We start from the raw sequence: 18087 nt of genomic DNA, 5'->3' as shown, positions 1-18087 counted from the left end.
GAAGGTGCACGATACGGATGCCGAGGGGCCGGGGCTGCAATAGAATCGTCCGCACGATGGACGACCCTCCCAGTTGTAGACCCAGGCCCCAACGACCCTCTTCCGCCGAGCGATCGAGCGGGGGTGATGCCTGATGGATTACGTCATGCTGGTTGTGGGGCTCGTGCTCACCGTGGGGACCGGACTCTTCGTCGCGAGCGAGTTCGCCCTCGTCAACCTCGACCGCGCCGACCTCGAATCGCGTCGCGCCGCCGGGGAGACCCGGTTGTCGCTGACCATCGACGCCCTGCGCATCACATCGACGCACCTGTCGAGCGCCCAGCTCGGCATCACGCTGACGACCCTGCTCACCGGTTACACGATTGGAGCCGGCGATCTCGAACCTGCTGCGCCCGGTGTTCCAGTCGTGGGGGCTGCCCGAGGCGCTCACGGTGTCGATCGCCGCGATCATCGGCGTCGGCTTCGCCACGGTGCTCTCGATGATCCTCGGCGAGCTCGTCCCCAAGAACTTCGCGCTGGCGATTCCGCGGCAGACGGGCAAGCTCGTCATGCCCTTCCAGGTCGCGTTCACGGCGGTGTTCAAGCCCGCGATCGTCGTGCTCAACGGCAGCGCCAACGGCGTCTTGCGCGCCATGGGCGTCGAGCCCAAGGAGGAGCTGTCGGGAGCGCGTTCCGCCGAAGAGCTGTCGAGCCTCGTCAAGCGCTCGGCCAGCGCGGGCATGCTCGAGAAGGACACGGCGTCGCTCCTCGACCGCAGTCTCACCTTCGCGCGCCTCAGCGCGGCCGATGTGATGACCCCGCGGCCAAGCGTGCACGCGCTCGCCGCGGGCGACCCCGCCGACGACGTGGTGCAGCTCGCCCGGCGCACCGGCCACAGTCGCTTCCCCGTGTACGGCGAGTCGATGGACGACATCGTCGGCGTCGTGCACCTCAAGGCCGCGATCGGCGTGCCGCGCGAGAAGCGCGGTGAGGTGCCCGTGGCCGCCCTGTCGACCGAGCCGCTGCGCGTCCCCGAGACCGTTCACCTCGACGCCCTCGTCTCGGAGCTGCGCTCGCGGGGCTATCAGATGGCCATCGTCATCGACGAGTACGGCGGAACGGCCGGAGTCGTCACCCTCGAAGACCTCGTGGAGGAGATCGTGGGCGAGGTGCTCGACGAGCACGACCGCTCGCGCGCCGGCGTCGTGCGCTCGGCCGCCTTCGTCACCTTCCCGGGCGACCTGCGCCCCGACGAGGCCCTCGATCGCGCCGGAGTGCGCGTGCCCGAGGGGGAGGTCTACGACACGGTGGGCGGGTACATCATGGCGGCGCTCGAGCGCATCCCCGTCGTCGGCGACACCGTCGACCTCGAGGACGGCCGGCTCACCGTGCAGCGCATGGACGGTCGTCGCGTGGACCGCGTGCAGTTCACCCCGACGCCGGTCGAGCAGGACGTCGACGAACTCGTGCGGGCTGCGAAGGGCGGTGACCAGCGATGAGCGACTGGGCCGGAATCGCCTGGCTGGTGGTCCTGCTGGCCGCCAACGCCTTCTTCGTCGGTGCCGAATTCGCCGTCATCTCGGCACGGCGCTCGCAGATCGAACCGCACGCGGACCGCGGTTCGCGCGCGGCCAAGACCGCGCTGTACGCGATGGAGCACGCGACGCTCATGCTGGCGACCTGTCAGCTGGGCATCACCATCTGCTCCCTGCTGATCCTGAACGTCTCGGAACCCGCGATCCACCACCTGTTGGCCGGCCCCCTGGGCCTGACCGGCATCCCCGAGGCCGCAGTCGACGTCGTCGGCTTCGTCGTCGCGTTGCTGGTGGTGTCGTACCTGCACGTCGTGTTCGGCGAGATGGTGCCGAAGAACCTCGCGTTCTCGCTGCCGGATCGGGCCGTCCTCATGCTCGCGCCCCCTCTCGTGGCCGTCTCGAAGGCGTTCCACCCGATCATCGTGGCGCTCAACTGGACGGCCAACCACGTGCTTCGACTGTTCCGCGTCGAGCCGAAGGACGAGGCCGCCTCGACCTACACGCTCGACGAGGTCGCCACGATCGTGACGCAGTCGCGCCGCGAGGGAGTCCTCGACGACTCGGCCGGGACGGTCACCGCGGTGGTGGAGTTCACCGAGAAGAAGGCGGCCGACATCGCGGTGCCCGTGAGCGCCCTGGTGACGCTGCCCGAGACGACCACGCCGGCCGAGATCGAGCGGGCCGTCGCCCAGCACGGCTACTCGCGCTACGTGATCGTCGACCAGAGCGGACACCCCACCGGCTACGTGCACCTCAAGGACGTCCTGCGGGCGGCGGAGGGATCGGATGCCGATATGGCTCGCCCCATCCCCAGTAAGCGCGTGCACCACATGGTGTCGATGCTCGAGACCACCGACCTCGAGGACGCCCTCGCCCTGATGCGCCGCTCCGGCCGCCACCTCGCACAGGTGCGCGACGACAGCGGCGACGTCAAGGCCGTGCTCTTCCTCGAGGACGTCATCGAGGAGCTCGTCGGCGAGGTGCAGGACGCCACCGAGCGTCGCCGCTTCGTCTGAACACACCGCACCGGATGCCACGGGGCCTGGGCCTCGTGGCATCCGGTGTCTTCGTGTGAGGTCGCGCGGGTGCGAGCGGCCGGTGCGGCGCGAGATCACGTGACCTTGCCCACGGCACCCGTCGTGGCGCGTGCTGTGGGCGAGATCACGTGACCTGGCCCTCGGCACCTGTCGTGGCGCGTGCTGTGCGCGAGATCACGTGATCCGGACCCTGAAGTGGGCGGTGCGGCGCGAGATCACGTGACCTCGATCGGGGCGGTGCTCAGTAGGCGCGGAGGTACTGCGCGGGGGCGGGGGAGTCCGCACCCAGAGCCACGGCGGCGCGCAGTGCGTAGTGCGGGTCGCGGAGCCACTCGCGGCCCGACATGATGGCGTCGGCGCGGCCGTCGGCCAGGATCTGCTCGCCGAAGGTGGGGTCGTCGATCATGCCGACCGCGCTGACGAGCAGGCCCGTCTCGCGTCGGACGGTGTCGGCGTAGTCGACCTGGTACCCGGGCCCGGGGATGATGCGCTGCTCGGGGACGAGGCCGCCGCTGGACACGTCGATGAGATCGGCGCCCGCATCGGCGACGAGGCGCGCGGCCGCCACGGTGTCGGCGACGTCCCAGCCGCCCTCGGCGGCGTCCGTCGCCGAGAAGCGCACGAACACGGCGGCGTCCCCCGCGGCGCCGCGAACGGCCTCGGTCACCCGGACCAGCAGGCGCACGCGGTTCTCGAACGATCCGCCGTACTGGTCGTCGCGGTGGTTCGTGAGGGGCGAGAGGAACTGATGCAGCAGATAGCCGTGGGCGGCGTGGATCTCCACGACCTGGAAGCCGGCGCGAACGGCCCGGCGGGTGGCGTCGGCGAAGTCGGCGACGACCTTCTCGATCCCCGCGGGGTCGAGGGCGACGGGGGCGGCGAAGGTGTCGTAGGCCAGCGCCGAGGGAGCGACGGTGGTCCAGCCGCCGTCGGAGGGAGCGATCGTGCCGCGGCCACCGGTGAGGGGAGAGGTGGTCGAGGCCTTTCGACCCGCGTGGCCGAGCTGCACGCCGGCGACGGCTCCGCGCGATCGGATCGCGGCGACGATGGGGACCCACGCCTCGGCCTGCGCGTCGGTCCAGATGCCGGTGTCCTCGGGCGAGATGCGCCCCTCGGGCGAGACGGCGGTCGCCTCGGCGATCACCATGCCGGCACCGCCCGACGCGAACTGCGCGAGGTGCACGTGGTGCCAGTCGTTCGGCACGCCCTCGACCGCGCTGTACTGGCACATCGGGGAGACCCAGAGGCGGTTGCGCACAGCGGTACCGCGAATGGACAGGGGTGTGAAGAGGGCGCTCATGAGGACCTTTGCGTTCTAGGGTGACGCCATGACGGCGAAGGACTTCAGCGGGGACGATGTCGCCCGCGCACTGCGGAAGCCAACGGCGGAGGACGACAAGTATTCCCGCGGGGTGGTCGGCCTGCGTACCGGCTCTGCCCGTTACCCGGGCGCGGCGGTGCTCGGCGTCGAGGCCGCGTGGCGCACCGGGACGGGAATGGTCCGCTATCTCGGACCCGCGCGCGCCCAGGACTTCGTGCTGCAGCGGCGCCCCGAGACGGTGACGGCCGACGGGCGGGTGCAGGCCTGGGTGATGGGATCGGGAACGGATGCCGCCGAGCGCGATGCCGCCGAGACTGCGGCGCTGCGGGGCATCCTGTCGAAAGAGGTACCCGTCGTCGTCGACGCCGGGGCGCTGGACCTGGTCGCGGGAGCGACGGCCCCCGTGATCGTCACACCCCACGCGCGAGAGCTCGACCGGTTGCGGGACGGTCTCGGGATGCCGGCGGTCGACGCCCGCGACGACGACGCACGAGAGACGGCGGCGCGCGAGACGGCGGAGGCGTTCGGGGGAGTCGTGCTCTCGAAAGGAGCGGTCACGATCGTGGCGGCGGCCGGGGGCTGGACGCGCCGGGTGTCGACGGGGACGCCGTGGCTCGCGACGGCGGGCACCGGCGATGTCCTCGGCGGGGTGCTCGGGGCCGTGCTGGCGGGGTCGGTGGCCGACGGGCGGGACGGCGTGGAGGACCTGGCCGCCGCGGCCGCCGCCGCCGCGTGGCTGCACGGGACGGCCGGGCGGGCGGCATCCCTCGCCCGCGGAGCAGACGGGGGGCCGATCGCGGCGCTCGACGTCGCCGAGGCGCTGCCGGGTGTGGTGGCCGCGGTGCTGAGGGACTCGATCGCGTAACGGTTCGCTGCGTCGGCCCGCGCGACGGCGGGGGTCCGACCGACCTTCGTCCGGGGCCGCGAGTGACGCCCGTTTAGGATGAGGCGGTGTTGAGGCGTGTCGTTCCCCTGTTGATCGCGTTCGTCGCCGTGCACGTCGTGGTGGGGATCCTGGGCTATCAGCAGCCCAACGAACCCATGGGCGACGTGTACCTGGTGTATGAACCCTGGTCGCGTTGCGCCCTCTTCGGGGGCATCGATGTGACCTCGTGCACGCGCAGCGACGCGTGGGCCTGGCCGGGCATCACCGAGAAGTGGATCTACCCGCAGCTCGCGTTCCTGCCGATGACGTTCGCGTGGGTCTTCGCCTGGGCCGTCGGCTACACGCCGGCCTGGGTGATCACCGTGGCGCTGTTCAACCTCGTCGCCTTCGTCGTGCTGGTCGGCAAGGGGCGCTCGACGGGTCGCGTGCTCGCGGCCTGGTTCTGGCTCGCCGCGATCCTGCTGATCGGGCCCGTGGGCCTGTACCGCATCGACGGCATCACGGTGCCCTTCGCGATCCTCGGCAGCATCTGGATGCTGCGGCGCCCGTTCGTGGCATCCCTGCTGCTCTCGATCTCGGTGTGGATGAAGGTCTGGCCCGCCGCGATCCTCGCCGCCGGTCTCATCGTCGTGCGCCGACGGCTGGCGCTGGTGTGGGGAGCCGTCGCGGTGTCGCTCGCGACGATCATCCCCGTGGTGGCCCTGGGCGGGGCGCCCTACGTCTTCGGATTCGTCGGGGACCAGACCTCGCGCGGCATCCAGATGGAGGCCCCCGTCGGCGGCCTGTACATGTTCCTCGCCGCGTTCTACGTGCCCGGCAGCGAGGTGTACTACGACGGAGGCGTGCTCACCTTCCAGGTGACCGGTCCGGGCGCCGAGCCCCTCATCGCCGCGATGACGCCGATCATGCTGCTCACGATGGTCGCCGTCGCGATCGTCGGGGTGACGAAGATGCGCCGAGGGGCGACCTTCCTGTCGCTCTTCCCGCCGTTGACGCTCGCGCTGGTGACCGCGTTCATCGCGCTGAACAAGGTCGGCTCGCCGCAGTACTACGTGTGGCTGTTCGCCCCCGTCGTGCTCGGGCTCATGATCGACCGCCGTCGCTGGTACGCCTTCGCCGGCATGACGCTCGTGATCGCGGCCCTCACGCAGTGGATGTACCCGCTGCTGTACGACGGACTCATGGCGACGCACCCGAACCCCTTCCCGGTGGTCGTGCTCGAGGCGCGCAACCTGCTCGCCCTCGTTCTGCTGGTGTGGGCCGTCGTGCGCGTCGTGCGCGTTCCCACGGGGCGCGTGCGCCCGCCCGCGGGGCTCCGCGAGATCGTGACGGGGCGTCGGCCGATCCCGGCCCGCGTTCCGACCGGGCGCTGACCGCGGTCTCCCCGTTCCGCGCCGCGGGGCGGGGACGTAGTCTCGATCCATGCTCATCGCTTTCTCGGTCGCCCCCTCGGGGGTCGGCACCGCTGCCACGGAGAACCCCGACGGATCGGTCCACGATGCGGTCGCCGCGGCGGTCGCGGTCGTGCGCGCCTCGGGCCTTGCGCACCGCACGACCTCGATGTTCACCGAGGTCGAGGGGGAGTGGGACGAGGTGTTCGCCGTGGTGAAGGCGGCGACGGATGCCGTGATGCCCTACGGCTCGCGCGTCTCGCTGGTGCTCAAGGCCGACATCCGCCCCGGGCACACCGGCGAGCTCGACGGCAAGATCGAGCGCCTCGAGGACGCGCTGGAGCGCCGGGAGGACTGACCCGCGGCTGAGCCGCGCCGTCTCGTGCCGGCGCCGCTCGCTCCGTCTCGCGTGCGGAGACCTCCTCCGCTCCGCGGTCTGTCGAGGAGCGACGGCTCGCGGGGGAGAGAACGCCACCCCGAATCTCGAAACGATTCGACCCGACCCCGCCCCGCCGACTAGCATCGCCTGGTGACCTCTTCGACGACCTCGAGAGGTGCGGCGATGCGGGCGCTCCTTTCTCTCGCCATCGGCAGTTTCGGCATCGGCATGACCGAGTTCGTGGTGATGGGCCTCCTGCCCAACATCGCCCGAGAACTCGTCCCCGGTGCCTGGGCGGCCTCTCCCGACGACGCGATCGCCCAGGCGGGCTGGCTGATCTCGCTGTACGCCCTCGGCGTCGTCGTCGGAGCTCCCACGATCGCCGGATCCGTGGCCCGCTTCCCGCGCCACCGCGTGATGATCGTGCTGGCCGCGGCCCTGGCGTTCTTCACCCTGCTGACCGTGATCGCCCCCACGTTCGAACTCGTCGCGGCATCCCGCTTCCTCGCCGGGCTCCCGCACGGTGCGTACTTCGGCATCGGTGCTCTCGTCGCCGCCGACGCCCTCGGCCCGGGCAACCGCGCCAAGGGCGTGGCCTTCGTGCTCACGGGCTTGACCATCGCCAACGTCGTCGGCGTGCCCCTGGGCACCCTCCTCGGTCAGCAGGTCGGCTGGCGCGCCGCCTTCGCCGTGGTCACCGGTATCTTCCTGCTCGCGACCGTCTGCATCGCCCTGTTCGTGCCGAAGCACCCCGGCTCGCCCGGTCGGCGGTTGCGCGACGAGCTGCGCGTGTTCCGCATCGGTCAGGTCTGGCTCGCCCTCGGCATCGGGGCGATCGGTTTCGGCGGGTCCTTCGCGATGTACAGCTACATCGCACCGATGATCACCGGCGTCGCCGGCCAGCCCGAGTGGACGGTCTCGCTCGTGCTCGTGCTCGTCGGCATCGGCATGACGATCGGCAACATCGTCGGCGGCGCCCTCGCCGACAAGGATCTGCGCTTCTGGCTCTTCACGGGCCTCATCGCCCTGGGCGCGGCATCCGTGGGTCTGGCTCTCACAGCCGGGTGGATCGTGAGTCTCGTGCTGTTCGCGTTCCTCGTGGCGTTCTGCGGCTCGGCGCTCAGCCCCGCCATCCAGACCCGTCTGATGGACGTCGCCGAAGACAATCAGTCGATCGCCGCGGCGCTGAACCACTCGGCGCTGAACATCGGCAACAGCCTCGGAGCGTTCCTCGGCGGCCTCGCGATCGCCGCCGGACTGGGGCTGGTGGCGCCGGCGTGGGTCGGTGCGGTGCTCGCCGCGGGCGGCCTCGTCGTCGCGATCGTGGCGTACCGGGTCGAGGACCGCAGCGGACGCCACCCCGATCACCGGATGCCGGCGGCCGAGGCTGCGCAGACCGCGATCACCGGATCGATCCCGACGCAGCGCTGACGCGGTCGGGCGGTCGCGGCATCCGGGATCGTCAGGTCGCGAGGAGTCGGCGCAGGTGCGCGGCGACCGCGGCGGTCTCGATGAGGAAGCCGTCGTGGCCGAAGTCGCTCGACAGAACGATCGCGCCGTCTCCGTCGAGGGTGTTCGCGATGCCGCGGGCGATGCGGTGCTGCCCGTCGATGGGGAACAGGCGGTCGCTGTCGACGCCCAGGACGAGGGTCGTGGCGGTGACACGGCGCAGCGCGTCTTCGACGCCGTCGCGGTCACGGCCGACGTCGTGCGAGTTCATCGCCTCGACGAGGACGAGGTAGCTGTTGGCGTCGAAGCGGCGCGTGAACTTGTTGCCGTGGAAGTCGAGGTACGACTCCACCGCGAAACGTCCGCCCCGGCCGAGGGGACTCACCCCCGACTGCCACGACCGCTGGAAACGCTGGTTCAGCTCGGTGGGGCTGCGGTAGTTCAGCAGCGCCATGCGCCGGGCGAGGGCGAGACCGCGGTGCGGGCCGTCGCCGTCGCCGGAGTCGTAATATTCGCCGCCGGCGAAGCGCGGGTCGACGCGCACGGCGTCGAGCTGCACGGAGTTCAACGCGATCTGGTCGGCGGTGGTGATGGGCGGCGCGGAGAGGATCGCCGCGCGCTCGACCCGGTCGGGGAAACCGACGGCCCACTCCAGGGCATGCATGCCGCCCATCGATCCGCCCACCACGGCGTGCCAGCGATCGACGCCGAGACGGTCGGCGAGCAGGGCCTGGGCGTTCACCTGATCGCGGATCGTGAGGTACGGGAAGCGCGAGGCCCACTCGTAGCCGTCCGGGGCGATGCTTGCGGGACCGGTGGAGCCCTGGCATCCGCCCAGCATGTTCGGGGCGATCACGAAGTAGCGGTCGGTGTCGATCGCGGCGCCGGGGCCCACGAGATCGCTCCACCATCCGGCCGTGGGGTGACCGGGGCCGGCGGCCCCCCGGACGTGGCTGTCGCCGGTGAGGGCGTGCAGGATCAGGACGGCGTTGTCGCGCGCGGGGGAGAGCTCACCCCAGGTCTCGAAGGCGAGGCGGAACGCGGGGAGGGACTCGCCGCTCTCGGTCTCGAAGACGCCGAAGGCGGCGAAGCGTCGGTCGCCGACGGGGTCGCCGTCGCGCCACGCGCCGGTCGCGGGGGGTCTGCCGAGGAGGGAGCGGGCGTCCGCCTCCGTCACCGGGGCCGAGGGCACCGTGTCTTCGGAGATCTGCCAGTCCATGGCATCCATTCTCCCTAGGCGGGGAGGGTCGGCACGAACTGTTACGACCGGCGCGGCGACGACGAGGGTCTGCGCGATGCCCCGACCACCGGTGGACACCGTTGTCCAGCCCCCGCCGTCGCACGGGTCGGCTCGTCATGATCGCGGCATGGCGAACTTCCTCCTCATCGCGGCCTCGAGCGACATCGGTCAGGCGACGACGACACGACTGCGCGACGCGGGTCACCGTGTCGTGACCACCGCGCGGGACTCCTCGCGGATCGAGCCCGACTTCATCCTGGATGCCACGGACTTCGACGCCGTGGACCGCGTCGTCGGCGAGGCGGGTGAGCTCGACGGGATCGCGGTGTTCGCGGGGTCGATGCTGCTCAAGCCCGCGCACCTGACCTCTCGCGAGCAGTACGACGAGCTCATCGCCGCCTCGCTCACCACGGCCTTCGCGGCGGTGCGCGCGGCGGGGGCGCACATGCGCGGCGGCGGGGCGGTGGTGCTCGTGTCGTCGGCGGCCGCTCTCGCGGGGCTCCCGAACCACGACGGGATCGCGGCGGCCAAGGCCGCGGTGATCGGCCTGACCCTGTCGGCGGCGGCGAGCTACGCCGCGCACGGACTCCGGGTGAACGCCGTCGCGCCGGGACTCGTGCAGACCCGGCTGACCGAGAAGCTCACCTCGAGCGACATGTCGCGCAAGGTCTCGGAGGCGATGCACCCGCTCGGCCGGCTCGGCGAGCCCGACGACGTCGCGCGCGCCGTGGAGTTCCTGCTCGCGCCCGAGAACGCGTGGGTGACGGGGCAGGTGCTCGGGGTCGACGGCGGGTTGGGGAGTCTGCGTCCGCGGCAGAAGGTGTGACGGCCCGGGGTGGATCGGCCCGGGGTGTTCCTGGCTGTCCCGGAGTGCCTCGTCGGTGCCCCGCCGGCACGCGGGAACGCCCCGCCCCGGAGAAACGGGGCGGGGCGTTCGTGCGGGCCGTCAGGCGCGGGCGGCCTCCGAGAGGCGACGCGCCGATGCCAGAGCCTGGTCGAGGTCGGCCTTGAGGTCTGCGATGTTCTCGAGTCCCACCGACAGGCGCACGAGGCCGGGGGTCACCCCCGCGGTGAGCTGCTGCTCGGGGGTCAGCTGCGAGTGTGTGGTCGAGGCCGGGTGAATGACGAGGGAGCGCACATCGCCGATGTTGGCCAGGTGGCTGAACAGGCTCAGCGAGTTGACGAACTCGCGGCCCGCCTCGACACCGCCCTTGAGCTCGAACGACAGCACCGCGCCCACGCCCTTGGGGGCGTAGTTGTTGGCGGCGGCGTACCAGGGGGAGGTGGGAAGGCCGGAGTAGTTCACCGTGGCGACGTCGGGGTGCGACTCGAGCCACTCCGCGATCTCCTGGGCGTTCTGCACGTGGCGCTCGATGCGCAGCGACAGGGTCTCGATGCCCTGGATCAGCTGCCACGCGCTCTGCGGGGCGATGGAGGCGCCGAGGTCGCGCAGCAGCTGGACGCGGGCCTTGATGATGTAGGCGAGACCGTCGCCGACCGCTTGCGTGTACACGGCGCCGTGGTACGAGGGGTCGGGGGTCGTGAGGCCGGGGAAGCGGTCGGAGTGCTCGGACCACGGGAAGGTGCCGCCGTCGACGATCACGCCGCCGATCGTGGTGCCGTGCCCGCCGAGGAACTTCGTCGCCGAGTGCACGATGATGTCGGCGCCGTGCTCGAAGGGGCGGATCAGGTACGGGGTCGCGATCGTGTTGTCGACGATGAGCGGCACACCCGCCTCGTGCGCCGCGTCGGCGACCGAGCGGATGTCGAGGACGTTGATCTTGGGGTTGCCGATGGTCTCGGCGAAGAACAGCTTCGTGTTCGGTCGGACCGCGGCGCGCCACTCCTCGGGGTCGTCCTGGTTCTCGACGAACGTGGTCTCGATGCCGAGCTTGGCGAGGGTGTACTTGAAGAGGTTGTAGGTGCCGCCGTAGATCGAGCTCGACGAGACGATGTGGTCGCCGGCCTGTGCGATGTTGAGCACGGCGAAGGTCTCGGCCGCCTGGCCGCTGGCGACGAGGAGGGCGCCGGTGCCGCCCTCGAGGCCCGCGACGCGCTGCTCGACGACGTCCTGCGTGGGGTTCTGGATGCGCGTGTAGATGTTGCCGAACTCGGCCAGCGCGAAGAGGTTCGCGGCGTGGTCGGCGTTGTCGAACACGTACGAGGTCGTCTGGTAGATCGGGGTGGCGCGAGCCTTCGTGACCGGGTCGGGCTGCGCACCCGTGTGGATCTGCTTGGTCTCGAAACGCCAGTTCTCGGGTACCGACATGACTGCTCCTCAGCTTCGGGAGGCCGGGCGGTCGCCGTGGCCTGCTGCGAGCGTAGGGACAGCCTCGGACGCCGACAAGCGACCCGGACATGGGCCGTAACACCTCTGCCATGCCGGTGTCGGACGGGAGCGATAGCGTGGATGCCATGACGCGACGCGCAGTGGTGACCGGGGCCAGTTCGGGTATCGGAGAGGCGACGGCGAGGCTGCTGCGCTCGCGCGGGTGGGACGTCGTGGGCGTCGCGCGCCGCGCCGAGCGTCTCCGAGCCCTCGAGGCCGAGACGGGGGTCGTCGCGCACGCGGCCGACCTCACCGACGCCGACGACATCGCCGGTCTCTCGACCTGGCTGAGCGAGACCGGGGGCGTCGACGCCCTCGTGCACGTCGCGGGCGGGGCGCGCGGGAGCGACCGGATCGAAGACGGCGACGCCGAGGACTGGCGCTGGATGTTCGAGGCCAACGTGCTCTCGGGACAGCGGCTCGTGGCATCCCTTCTGCCGCTTCTGCGCACGGCTGCGAACGCGACCGGTCACGCCGACGTGCTCTTCGTCACCTCCACCGCCGCGCAGACGGCGTACCCGGGTGGTGGCGGCTACAACGCGGCCAAGGCGGGCGAGGCCATGCTCGTGCACGCGCTGCGCCAGGAGCTCAACGGCGAACCGCTGCGCGTCATCGAGATCGCCCCGGGAATGGTGCACACGGAGGAGTTCACGCTCAACCGCCTGGGGGGAGACCAGGATGCCGCCGACAAGCTGTACGAGGGTGTCGAGGCGCCGCTGACGGCCGGCGATGTCGCCGATGTGATCGCCTATGCGCTCGATGCGCCCGGCCACGTGAATCTCGACCTGGTGACCCTGCGCCCCGTGGCGCAGTCGGCGCAGCACCTGCTGGCGCGGGGGCCGCTGAAGACGCGCTGACCGGCGGTCACACCAACTCGCCGCGCGCGGCGGTGGCGGCGACCTTCGCTCGACCGTGTCCGAGAACGCGACACTCGGGACGAAGGCCAGCAGAACGGCGGCGAGAAGGCCGCTCGCGCTGCAGACGACCCATACGGTGACGTACCCGGTGAAGGGGGCGGCCGTGCCGATCGCGGTGGCCGCACCGCCGGCGAGAACGACGCCGAAGAACGCCGACGACATCGTGCCGCCCATGATCTTCGTCGTGTTGGTCATCGCCGAGGCCATACCGGTGCGTCCGCGCGGAGCAGCGGCGGCCGCGGCGGCCGGCATCGCGGCGATGAGGGCGCCCGCCCCCACCCCGGCGACACCGAGGCTCACCAGCACCTGCCAGGGCTCATCGTGGAGGGGCAGGAGCAGGCCGTACCCGATGCCGACCAGGACTGCCGCACCGATGAGCGAGACGCGGGGGCTGGTGCGGCGCGAGGTGACGGCGAAGAGCACCGCGCCCACGATCAGCGAGAGCAGGTAGGCCCCCACGACGTTCGAGCGCTGCGTCGTATCGAGGCCCAGGCCGTACCCGATCGCGGGATCGGTGCCGAGGTAGGTGACGAGCGGGCCCTGAGCGCCGAGCAGGCTGATGCCGACGAGGAACGCGGTCGCCTGCACCGGCCACATCTCGGGGCTCCGGAGCATGCGGATGTCGATCGCCGGGTCGCGTTGGCGCAGCTCGTACCGGACGAAGAACGCGCCCAGGGCCAGGCCGATCGCGAGCAGTGCGCCGATGACGACCGGGCCCGGGCCCGCGGGGAGGCGGACGAACGAGAGGGCGCCGGTGAGGAACAGCAGCGCACCGGCGAGGATGACGAAGCCGCCCAGATCGAGGTGCCGTGCGCCGCTCGAACGCTCGGACTCCGGGACGCCCAGCCAGATGGCGACGCTGATGAGGGTGACGACGACGGCGGGGATCGCGAGCGCGAGCTGCAGATTGCCGCCGCTCGCGGCGAAGAAGCGGCCGGCGGCGAGGGCGCCGAGGATGCCGCCGAGATGCAGGCCGACGACGATGAGACCCGCGGCGCGGCGCGTCTGCGAGACTCCGCGCTGCTGCCGCCGACCGCGGTCGAAGATCAGCGCGATCTCGAGGGGGAGCCACACCACGTAGAAGCCCTGGAAGGCCCACGCGACGAGGAAGGTCGCGAAGGAGTCGGCGAACACCAGCGCCCAGCTCGCCACCGCGGTGGCGATCGCCGAGAACAGCAGGATGCGCTTGTGCCCGAACATGTCGCCGAGCTTGGCGAGCACGGGGAGGACCAGGGCCGAGAGCAGCAGTTGCGCGGCCTCGAACCAGTTGATGTCGGCGTCGCGTATGCCCAGGTGCGCGACGATCTCGGGGAACAGGGGGATGTAGAAACCCTGCAGGATGCCACTGGCCAGCTCCACGAGAACGAACCAGCCGATGAGACCCGCGGCCGCCCCGAGCGCGGAGGAGCGCACTCGAGCGACCGCGCCGGAGACGCGCGACATGGCGCGAGGGTAACATCGTCGATCGTCTCGTCGATGTCCTCGTCGATACCCGCTGAGGGCTCTCCGTTGCAGCGCGGGGGCCGGTCTGGGACGGTCGGCGGGGCCTTTCCGTATCGGCGTGCTACGTTCACTCGTAAACGTGGAAAAATGAGCGCGCCGACGTGTCGAGAAGGTCGTCTTCGGTCGCTGGTGGTGCGCGACGACCGTTCGCACCGGAGCGCGGCGTGGGGGGCGCGTGAGCGTGCTCGGGCGGTGGCGGTGATCGCCGGCGCCGTCGGTTGCCCCTGCGGATCGAAGCGTGCGCCGCGACAGTCGTCGAGCGCCGGCCGGCGGCGCGGTGCCGAAGCGTCCCGCCCCACGCGCCGTATCTCCTTCGTTGCTGGGCGCGGCCTCGGAGTCGACTGGGAGTTGTGTTAGTTTCTGCTTATAAACGAGCAAAAAGCAGGAGCATCCGTGTTGAGCAGCGTCACTGCCCCCTCCGATTCCGCCACCCCGATGTCGCCCGAGCGTCTCGCGCGGGAGAACCTGCCCCTGGCGAAGTACCTCGCCGTCGAGAAAGCGCGCACCGCCCTGCACGTGGACCTCGACGACCTCCTGTCGGCGGCGTATCTGGGTCTGGCCACCGCGTCCTTGGAGTTCGAACCCGAACGCGGCATCCCGTTCGGCGCCTACGCACGCACCAAGATCACCTGGGCGATCCTCAACGAGATGCGCTCGGCGGATCCCGCGGGCGAACGCGGTCGCGAGAAGATCGAACGCGTGCGCGTGGCCGATGAGCTCGTGCGGGTGCGGACGGGGCGCGCGGCGACCGTGGCAGAGCTGGCTACCGAATCCGGCCTCGATGCCGAGGTCGTGGTGAAGATGCAGATGCTCGACGAGATGGTCCGTACCGGAACGAGCTTCGAGGCGCAGTTCGAGGGTGACGACTCCCGCTCGGCTCCCGATCTCACCGACACCGTGATCCTTCCCGAACACGCGGTCGAGCAGGCGGAGAAGCAGCGGATGCTCGACCGCATCATCGGCGCGCTGCCCGATCAGATGCGCCAGGTCATCCGCGGCGTGTACCTCGACGAGCGCATGGTGAAAGACGTCGCGGCCGACCTCGAAGTGAGTCACGCCTACGTCTCGAAGCTCCGACGAGTCGGTCTGACCCTCATGCGCGAGGCCCTCGACGCCTGGGAGAACGGTACGACGCCCGACCGATCGACGGCCACGAAAGCGGCCTTCTTCGACGGCGTCTTCGGTCCCGTCGCGGTGTCCTCTGCTCGGGCCGCAAGAGAGGCGACGGGGCCGAGCGTGGACCTGAGGGGACTGGCCCTTCCCGCCTGAGGCGCGAATCTCGCCGGACACGGCGGTTACGCGTCGATGGATCCGTCGCGATGGTGGGGGATGCGAGGCCACGGACGGCTCCGCTTCGAATATCCCATCCACGGAGGAACAACATGGGTCTTCAGATCGCAACCAACGTCGGTGCCCTCAACGCGTACCGCAACCTGTCGTCGAACCAGAACGACGTGTCGAAGTCGCTCGAGAAGCTCTCGAGCGGTCTGCGCATCAACCGTGCGGCCGACGACGCCGCCGGCCTCGCCATCTCCGAGGGCCTGCGCTCGCAGGTCAACGGCCTGAACGTGGCCGCGCGTAACGCCCAGGACGGCATCTCGGTCATCCAGACCGCGGAAGGCGGCCTCACGGAGGTCCACTCGATCCTGCAGCGCGTGCGCGACCTCGCGGTGCAGGCGGGTAACGACTCGAACAACGCGGACTCCCGCAAGGCCATCACCTCCGAGGTGACGCAGCTGGTCGACGAGCTCGAGCGCATCGCGGACAGCTCGAACTTCAACGGCATCAAGCTCCTCGACGGCTCCGCAGGAGCCGCCGCGGACGGCAAGCTCAGCTTCCAGATCGGAGCGGACGGTTCGGCGTCCAGCCAGATCTCCGTCGACCTCGGTGTCGCCGACATCAAGACGCTCGCCACGGATCTGCGCACGAGCATCGTCACGACCGACGGCTTCGCAGCCCCGACGGTCGCGGCGACGACCATCACCGCGGTCGACACGGCGATCAAGTCCGTGTCGTCGGCTCGCGCCGAGCTCGGTGCCGTCCAGAACCGCTTCGAGTCGACCATCAACTCGCTGCAGGTTTCGGCCGAGAACCTCTCCGCCGCCAAGAGCCGCATCGTCGACACCGACATGGCGGCCGAGATGGTCAAGTACACGGCCTCGAACATCCTGGCGCAGGCGGGCACCGCGATGCTCGCCCAGGCCAACCAGTCGGGCCAGGGCGTCCTGCAGCTCCTGCGCTGATCCGCAGCGCTGACGCACCGACGACGCCCGGGCGGGAGGTTCCTCCTGCTCGGGCGTCGCCTCACCCGGGATCGCTTCACCGACGGAAGGCGGAGACACGATGAACATCGACGGCTTGGCATCCGGGATGAAGACCGCGGACGTCATCGACGCGCTGATGAACGTCGCCGCGATCCCCAAGACCCTGGTGACCAACAAGATCACCGATCGCAACACCGTCATCGCCAACCTGCAGTCGCTCAACACGACCCTGCAGAGCCTCGCCGAGAAGGCGAAGACCGCGGCATCCGCGACGTCGCTCGCGCGCTTCTCAGCGACGAGCTCCGCCGAGGCCGTGACCGTCACCGCGGGCGACAAGGCCCGCGCCTTCTCGACCGCCGTGGTGGTGGACACCCTCGCCACCGCTCACGCCGTGGTGACCGCGCCCGGGGGAGCCGACGCGTTCGCGGGCCCGTTCACCCTGGTCGCCCGAGACGGGACCGTCACCGAGATCACCCCGGCCGGTGCCGCGCCCAGTGACCTCGTCGCCGCCATCAACGCCTCCGGCACGGGCGTCACCGCCACGGTCGTACCGGGCGGTCGGAGTGCCGACGGCCAGCCCCTGTCGCGGGTGCAGATCACCGCGAACCGGACGGGGGCGGAGGCCGCTTTCACCCCTGCACCGCGGCAGCGCCGCCGACGTCGCCGCGGGAACCGGTGACGATGTCACGACCGAGACGGGCGCGGCGATCGTCGCACGCGGCACGGATGCCGTCATCCGCCTGTTCGCGGGGACCGCCGCCGAACAGAGCGTCACCAGTTCTTCCAACACCTTCGTCGGGATCGGCGAGGGCGTCGACATCACGGTGCGCGCCACGTCGACGCAGCCGGTCACGGTCACCGTCGCCGCCGACGGCAAGGCGCAATCCGACACCGCCGCGGCCTTCATAAAAGACATCGCCGCCCTGCTGACGCGGATCGACAACGGCTCCAAGGCCACGGTCGCCGCCCCGGGTTCGGCCACCACCCTCGGCGTGTTCACCGGCGACAGTACGGTCCGCTCACTCCGCGGCGCCCTCGCCAGCGCCGTCCAGAGCCCGGTCGGCTCCGTCTCGCCGTCGACCATCGGGATCAGCGTCGACAAGTTCGGCGCGCTGTCGTTCGACCAGGAGAAGTTCGCCGCGGCCATGCGAGCCGACCCGGCCGCGACACAAGCGATGTTCTCGGCCGTCGCGGATCGCGTGCAGGCGAGCACGACGCAGTACTCCGACAAGTACGACGGCCTGCTCACCCAGCGCATCACCGGCCAGCAGAGCGAGGTCAGGTCGCTGCAGCAGCAGGTGGAACGCATGGACCTGCGGCTCGACATGCGCCGAGCCACGCTCGAGCGCACCTACTCGGCGATGGAGGTCCGCCTGTCGGGTCTGCAGTCGCAGTCGTCCTGGCTCACCTCGCAGCTGGCCGCCCTCACTCCGCCGTCCCAGTAACCGCGAACAGGAGACAGATCGATGCCCGTCACCACCCTCGCCCGCGCCCAGCAGGAATACCTCGAGCAGCAGGTCTCATCCGCCACCCCCGAGCGTCTCGTCACCATGCTCTACGACCGTCTGCTCGTCGACGTCGAGCGCGCGCGCGCCGCGCAGGAGAGCGGCGACTGGCCCTCGGCGGGCACGTACCTCACGCACGCGCAGGCGATCATCGCGGAACTGAACGGTTCGCTCGACGACGGCTGGGACGGCTCGGACGGGCTGCGGGGGCTCTACACCTACATCACGGGTCGTCTCATCGTGGCCAACGTCGGCCGGGACACGGCGGCCACACAGGAGTGCGCGACCCTGATCGCCCCGCTCCGCGAGGCCTGGCACGCCGCGGCGTCCGCGCTCACCGTCTCGTGAGGAA

Annotated in this window: 15 protein-coding genes and 2 pseudogenes; 13 read left to right on the top strand and 4 right to left on the bottom strand. The window is 70.7% G+C overall.

Annotation, left to right across the window (positions count from 1 at the left end):
• Positions 1–133: 133 nt before the first annotated feature.
• Positions 134–1478: pseudogene (locus QE454_RS00165) on the top strand (hemolysin family protein).
• Positions 1475–2530 carry a hemolysin family protein gene (locus tag QE454_RS00160; RefSeq protein ID WP_307459263.1) on the top strand — a complete coding sequence of 352 codons (1056 nt, stop codon included), beginning with the start codon at positions 1475–1477 and terminating at the stop codon, positions 2528–2530. The pseudogene QE454_RS00165 and the gene QE454_RS00160 overlap by 4 nt, the downstream one beginning before the upstream one ends.
• A 262-nt stretch (positions 2531–2792) precedes the next feature.
• On the opposite strand, the gene QE454_RS00155 is transcribed toward QE454_RS00160, so the two are convergent.
• Complete coding sequence (locus QE454_RS00155) at positions 2793–3851, bottom strand: NADH:flavin oxidoreductase/NADH oxidase (protein WP_307459268.1); 1059 nt, start codon at positions 3849–3851, stop codon at positions 2793–2795.
• Positions 3852–3879: 28 nt separating this feature from the next.
• Here QE454_RS00155 and QE454_RS00150 point away from each other — a divergent pair, with 28 nt between their 5' ends.
• From QE454_RS00150 to QE454_RS00135, 4 genes are all read left to right on the top strand, one after another.
• Positions 3880–4737 carry an ADP/ATP-dependent (S)-NAD(P)H-hydrate dehydratase gene (locus QE454_RS00150; protein ID WP_307459271.1) on the top strand — a complete coding sequence of 286 codons (858 nt, stop codon included), beginning with the start codon at positions 3880–3882 and terminating at the stop codon, positions 4735–4737.
• A gap of 86 nt (positions 4738–4823) precedes the next feature.
• Positions 4824–6131 carry a glycosyltransferase family 87 protein gene (locus QE454_RS00145; RefSeq protein ID WP_307459274.1) on the top strand — a complete coding sequence of 436 codons (1308 nt, stop codon included), beginning with the start codon at positions 4824–4826 and terminating at the stop codon, positions 6129–6131.
• Positions 6132–6180: 49 nt separating this feature from the next.
• A complete protein-coding gene (locus QE454_RS00140) occupies positions 6181–6507 on the top strand; it encodes an MTH1187 family thiamine-binding protein (protein ID WP_210072060.1) in 327 nt (108 codons plus the stop codon).
• Between the two features lie 204 nt (positions 6508–6711).
• Entirely contained in the window at positions 6712–7959 is a 1248-nt protein-coding gene (locus QE454_RS00135) for an MFS transporter (protein ID WP_307461219.1), read from the top strand.
• Positions 7960–7990: 31 nt separating this feature from the next.
• Here QE454_RS00135 and QE454_RS00130 read toward each other — a convergent pair whose 3' ends face one another.
• Entirely contained in the window at positions 7991–9196 is a 1206-nt protein-coding gene (locus QE454_RS00130; protein WP_210072059.1) for a homoserine O-acetyltransferase, read from the bottom strand.
• A 148-nt stretch (positions 9197–9344) separates the two neighbouring features.
• Here QE454_RS00130 and QE454_RS00125 point away from each other — a divergent pair, with 148 nt between their 5' ends.
• Complete coding sequence (locus QE454_RS00125) at positions 9345–10043, top strand: SDR family NAD(P)-dependent oxidoreductase (RefSeq protein WP_307459277.1); 699 nt, start codon at positions 9345–9347, stop codon at positions 10041–10043.
• Between the two features lie 120 nt (positions 10044–10163).
• Here QE454_RS00125 and QE454_RS00120 read toward each other — a convergent pair whose 3' ends face one another.
• Positions 10164–11486 carry a bifunctional o-acetylhomoserine/o-acetylserine sulfhydrylase gene (locus QE454_RS00120; protein WP_309668391.1) on the bottom strand — a complete coding sequence of 441 codons (1323 nt, stop codon included), beginning with the start codon at positions 11484–11486 and terminating at the stop codon, positions 10164–10166.
• Between the two features lie 146 nt (positions 11487–11632).
• Between QE454_RS00120 and QE454_RS00115 the strand changes: the two genes are divergently transcribed.
• Positions 11633–12403 (top strand): SDR family oxidoreductase, encoded by a 771-nt coding sequence (locus QE454_RS00115; protein ID WP_307459280.1) that lies wholly within the window; start codon positions 11633–11635, stop codon positions 12401–12403.
• A gap of 99 nt (positions 12404–12502) precedes the next feature.
• Here QE454_RS00115 and QE454_RS00110 read toward each other — a convergent pair.
• Positions 12503–13906: pseudogene (locus QE454_RS00110) on the bottom strand (MFS transporter); the annotation flags it as partial.
• A 456-nt stretch (positions 13907–14362) separates the two neighbouring features.
• On the opposite strand from QE454_RS00110, the gene QE454_RS00105 reads away from it, so the two are divergent.
• The 5 genes from QE454_RS00105 to fliS all read left to right on the top strand — a co-directional run bounded on the left by QE454_RS00105 (position 14363) and on the right by fliS (position 18083).
• Positions 14363–15235 (top strand): sigma-70 family RNA polymerase sigma factor, encoded by an 873-nt coding sequence (locus tag QE454_RS00105; protein WP_210072054.1) that lies wholly within the window; start codon positions 14363–14365, stop codon positions 15233–15235.
• 113 nt (positions 15236–15348) lie between these two features.
• Positions 15349–16209 carry a flagellin gene (locus QE454_RS00100; RefSeq protein WP_307459284.1) on the top strand — a complete coding sequence of 287 codons (861 nt, stop codon included), beginning with the start codon at positions 15349–15351 and terminating at the stop codon, positions 16207–16209.
• Between the two features lie 100 nt (positions 16210–16309).
• Entirely contained in the window at positions 16310–16909 is a 600-nt protein-coding gene (locus QE454_RS00095; protein ID WP_309668388.1) for a flagellar cap protein FliD N-terminal domain-containing protein, read from the top strand.
• Complete coding sequence (fliD, locus tag QE454_RS00090; protein ID WP_309668385.1) at positions 16794–17675, top strand: flagellar filament capping protein FliD; 882 nt, start codon at positions 16794–16796, stop codon at positions 17673–17675. Before QE454_RS00095 ends, fliD begins: the two co-directional genes overlap by 116 nt.
• 21 nt (positions 17676–17696) lie before the next feature.
• Entirely contained in the window at positions 17697–18083 is a 387-nt protein-coding gene (fliS, locus tag QE454_RS00085) for a flagellar export chaperone FliS (RefSeq protein WP_267786444.1), read from the top strand.
• Positions 18084–18087: the final 4 nt, after the last annotated feature.

Origin of the sequence: Microbacterium sp. SORGH_AS_0454, assembly GCF_031453395.1 — a bacterium.
Taxonomy (GTDB): domain Bacteria; phylum Actinomycetota; class Actinomycetes; order Actinomycetales; family Microbacteriaceae; genus Microbacterium.
The sequence above is the reverse complement of the archived record's forward strand: the minus strand, read 5'-3'. Positions and strand labels throughout refer to the sequence as shown.

Coding starts and splice junctions, on each gene's coding strand:
- QE454_RS00125 (WP_307459277.1), top strand. CDS start 9,345: ATGGCGAACTTCCTCCTCATCGCGGCCTCGAGCGACATCGGTCAGGCG.
- QE454_RS00095 (WP_309668388.1), top strand. CDS start 16,310: ATGAACATCGACGGCTTGGCATCCGGGATGAAGACCGCGGACGTCATC.
- fliS (WP_267786444.1), top strand. CDS start 17,697: ATGCCCGTCACCACCCTCGCCCGCGCCCAGCAGGAATACCTCGAGCAG.
- QE454_RS00120 (WP_309668391.1), bottom strand. CDS start 11,486: ATGTCGGTACCCGAGAACTGGCGTTTCGAGACCAAGCAGATCCACACG.
- QE454_RS00160 (WP_307459263.1), top strand. CDS start 1,475: ATGAGCGACTGGGCCGGAATCGCCTGGCTGGTGGTCCTGCTGGCCGCC.
- QE454_RS00115 (WP_307459280.1), top strand. CDS start 11,633: ATGACGCGACGCGCAGTGGTGACCGGGGCCAGTTCGGGTATCGGAGAG.
- QE454_RS00140 (WP_210072060.1), top strand. CDS start 6,181: ATGCTCATCGCTTTCTCGGTCGCCCCCTCGGGGGTCGGCACCGCTGCC.
- QE454_RS00130 (WP_210072059.1), bottom strand. CDS start 9,196: ATGGACTGGCAGATCTCCGAAGACACGGTGCCCTCGGCCCCGGTGACG.
- QE454_RS00155 (WP_307459268.1), bottom strand. CDS start 3,851: ATGAGCGCCCTCTTCACACCCCTGTCCATTCGCGGTACCGCTGTGCGC.
- QE454_RS00135 (WP_307461219.1), top strand. CDS start 6,712: ATGCGGGCGCTCCTTTCTCTCGCCATCGGCAGTTTCGGCATCGGCATG.
- QE454_RS00150 (WP_307459271.1), top strand. CDS start 3,880: ATGACGGCGAAGGACTTCAGCGGGGACGATGTCGCCCGCGCACTGCGG.
- QE454_RS00100 (WP_307459284.1), top strand. CDS start 15,349: ATGGGTCTTCAGATCGCAACCAACGTCGGTGCCCTCAACGCGTACCGC.